Source organism: Mesorhizobium sp. M5C.F.Ca.IN.020.32.2.1 (assembly GCF_004023105.1).
In the GTDB taxonomy this organism is placed as follows: domain Bacteria; phylum Pseudomonadota; class Alphaproteobacteria; order Rhizobiales; family Rhizobiaceae; genus Mesorhizobium; species Mesorhizobium wenxiniae.
The window spans coordinates 1-3,265 of record NZ_RZSX01000732.1 but is presented as its reverse complement, the minus strand read 5'-3'; the positions used below and the strand labels follow the sequence as shown (position 1 = coordinate 3,265).

Genomic DNA, 3,265 nt, shown 5'->3' with positions numbered 1-3,265 from the left:
AGGGTACATCGTCGCCTGTGCATTCGACAAAGGCGAGCGCACCATGCTCCTTCCAGACGGCGCCGGCTGTTTCCGCCAGCTTTTTGTAGGCATCGAGATTTGCCTTGGGCACGGCAAGTACGAAACCATCGACATAAGACATTGTGGTTCTCCTTGGCTGGTGGCGCTGTTCAGCTAGGCGGCCTTTACGGGCGCGTTCATTGCCCACTCGACACCGAACGGATCGCGCATGTTACCCCAGCGATCGCCCCAGAACATCACTTGCAGGGGCATCACTTCCTGGCAACCGGCATCGATAGCGCGCTGCCACCAGGCGTCGATGTCGTCGCTGCCGAGATGCAGCTGCATGGTGAAGCCCTGTGGCTTCACCGCGGCCATTCCGTGCTCGGGATAGAAGTCGGAAATCATCAAGGTCGAACCGTTGATATGGAGATGGATGTGCATCGTCCGGCCCTGCTCGTCCGGCGGATAGAAGAAGACCTGCTCGGCGCCGAAGGCCTTCTGATAGAATTCCGAAGCCTTGAAGGCGCCGTCCAGCTGAAGGTAGGGCGTCAATCCGCCGAGGACTTTCGCGGCAGATTGGGTTTGGGGCTGATCGTTCATCTCTTGCTCCTCTCTGGTTGGGCATTGCGAACCACAGGACGAATGGGGCAGGGGCGATCCTACATGGCCGATGCGTTTTTTAAATGCCGACCGTGCGACGGTCGGCCCTTGTCAAGGAGGCCAGGCCAATCCGCGGGCTGTTCTGTGCGTCGATGACGATTTCCGGCCAGCCGATGTCCTTGCGCAGTTCGATCGGCAACGAAAGGAGGGCGCGCTCGCTGCGGTAGCGGGCGCGAGCCGCCGAGTAACGGGTCGCGATGCGACCTACGGATGACAGTATAGACATCATGCTTTCTCCTCGATTGGTGCCGACATCACCGTGTCGGCATCCCGAGGACGTGGCGCGCGCCCATGATCCGACAGATCGCGGAGAATTTTCTGTCGCAGGGCCTTATTCAGTCGGGATACGTCTCAGATGACGGACGCGGCCAGAGCGGTGTCGTAATACTCCACCATCTCGATGATTTTGCCGCCGCGTAGCGTCCAGAAATCGGCGGTGCGCATGACAAATTCCTCGCCGGTGGTTCGGCGTGTCATGTGGATCTCGACCTCCGCCGCAACCTTGTCGCCGCCGTCGATGATCTCGACCGGGATGAAGCGCCGGTATTCGAAATCGTCGTCCAGCGCCAAAAGCCGGGCAAGGAACTCCTGCTTACCTTGGCCATCCGGCATAGCGCGACTGCGCCGGTTCGGCGACCCAGCGGAAGACAATATCATCGGCGCAGTCGACCAGCGCGCCCTCGATGTCACGTTTTGCATACGTATCATACAGGTTCTTGACGACGTCCGCGCCACATGACCGTTTTCCTCCTCGGTTTGCGAGACCTCGGGATGCGCCTTTTTCGGCTCGCGGGGAAGCGTGGGCCGGCAGCACCTTGAATGCCGGCCCGGCAGATGCGTGGCTTTCCTCAGCCATTCCCCTCAGCCACCGATCGAAAGAAATCCTCCGGGCTGTCGATCTCGGTCAGCCGCCGTTTCTCGATCAGCCAGAAGCGGTTGCCGATCGCCCTGATGAAGGAGCGGTCGTGCGAGGCCAGCACACAGCTTGCCTGATGGGCCAGCAGTTCCGTTTCCAGAGCTTCCTGGCCGTCGATGTCGAGATGGTTGGTCGGCTCGTCGAGCAGATAAAAATTGGGATTGGCGAGCCTGAGCGCCAGCATCATCAGCCGCGCCTTCTGCCCGCCCGACAGCACGCCGATCCTGCGCTCCTGCATGTCGATGCTGACGCCTGCACCCGCCAGCAGCGAGCGTGCGCGCTGCTCGCCGACATCGAAGCTGCGCGAGAGCATCGCCAGCGGCGTGTCTTCGGCGCTGATGCCTGACAGCGCCTGGTCGCTGTAGCCGAGCACCGTCGACGGCGTCACCTTCACGCCTTGTACTGCCGTCTCCGGCTCGATGATGGCATTTCTGATCAGGCTGATCAGCCGCGACTTGCCGACACCATTGCGGCCGAGCAGGACGATGCGGTCGCCCTGGCAGATATGGCGCTTGCCGGTCCTGAACAGCGGCGTTCCGTCAGGCGTTTCGACCGCCAGGTCGTCGAGCGTGATCAGCACCTTGGCATGGGTGCCGCGATTGGCGAGCTTTATCGCGCCCGCCGATTTTTCGCGGTGCGCCGGTGCTGCGACCTCCTCGAGGCTTTGGGCGCGCTGGTTGAGCTGCTTGGTCTTGACCGTCAGCAGGTCGCTGCCCGAATTGATGCCGATGTTGTTAAGCTTGGCCGCCTGCCGGCGCAATTGCTGCGCCACCTTCATGTCACGCTGGAATTTGCGCTCGGTCGAGGCGTCGACTTCGCTCAACGCATCGCGTGCCTTGGAATAGGGCAGCGAGAACACTGGCGATTGTTCTGGGCGCAGGAACAGCGTCCGGTTGGTCGTTGCGTCGAGGAAGGCCCGGTCGTGGCTGGCGATCACCACCGGCACTTCGCGCGGCAGCGTGTTCAGCCAGGTCTCGAGTTGGCTGATCTTGGCGAGGTCGAGATGGTTGGTCGGCTCGTCGAGAAGCAGGACGTCCGGATCGGTGACCCAGACGCGGGCGATCAGCGCCAGCCTTTGCCAGCCGCCGCTCAATGCCCGCATCGGCCGCTCGCGCATCGGCTGCGGTATGTCGAGTGAATCGAGAACCACGTCGACGCGCCATTGCTCGCTTTCAGCCTGCTCGGCCGGCAAGGCGTCGGCCACCACCCGCTGAAAGCCGTGCTCGGCCAATGCTGCGGGAACGGATTGCTCGACATAGCCGACGCGCAGGCCGCGCGTGCGGGTGATGTCGCCTGATGTCGGCTCCATTTCGCCGGTCAGGCACTTCAGCAAAGTGGACTTGCCGCGGCCGTTGGCGGCAACGATGCCGAGGCGGTCGCCGGTGCCGATGGTGAGATCAAGGTTGGAGAACAGCGGCGCACTCATGGTGACGCCGAGGGATTTTAGGCTGATCAGGGCCATCTTGGTTTCTCTGGTCTGCCCGGAGGGAGGTTCCGGTTCGACGCACTTTGACGGTGCGCTGGCCGGCCATCAGGCTCGGCGTTGCAGCACCACGAAGGGCAGACCAAAATCGAAGCGGGAAAAAGCCCGGACCGTCCCTGGTCAGCCCTGCAAGCAAGCTCGCAGGGCAGGGACAGGGCCGCGCTGACGGTGGTGGTGGAAATTCACGCAGCCCTCCTTTCAAG

Annotated in this window: 5 protein-coding genes; all 5 read right to left on the bottom strand. The window is 62.5% G+C overall.

Translation table 11 applies throughout. The features are described 5' to 3' along the window. On the bottom strand, positions 1-142 hold a 142-nt coding region (locus EOA86_RS27870), incomplete at its 3' end, for a DUF1428 family protein (RefSeq protein WP_128344609.1). A 32-nt stretch (positions 143-174) separates the two neighbouring features. Continuing rightward, positions 175-603 carry a glyoxalase/bleomycin resistance/extradiol dioxygenase family protein gene (locus tag EOA86_RS27865; protein WP_127211832.1) on the bottom strand — a complete coding sequence of 143 codons (429 nt, stop codon included), beginning with the start codon at positions 601-603 and terminating at the stop codon, positions 175-177. Between the two features lie 79 nt (positions 604-682). After that, positions 683-889, bottom strand: a complete 207-nt coding sequence (locus EOA86_RS27860; RefSeq protein ID WP_128344611.1) for a hypothetical protein — start codon at positions 887-889, stop codon at positions 683-685. A gap of 125 nt (positions 890-1,014) precedes the next feature. Next, positions 1,015-1,275: a nuclear transport factor 2 family protein gene (locus EOA86_RS40695; protein ID WP_245497400.1), complete on the bottom strand. Its 261-nt coding sequence runs from the start codon at positions 1,273-1,275 to the stop codon at positions 1,015-1,017. A gap of 236 nt (positions 1,276-1,511) precedes the next feature. Beyond that, the gene (locus EOA86_RS27850; RefSeq protein ID WP_128344607.1) at positions 1,512-3,041 is read right to left on the bottom strand and encodes an ABC-F family ATP-binding cassette domain-containing protein; all 1,530 of its coding nucleotides are present in this window, start codon (positions 3,039-3,041) and stop codon (positions 1,512-1,514) included. Positions 3,042-3,265 lie beyond the last annotated feature (224 nt).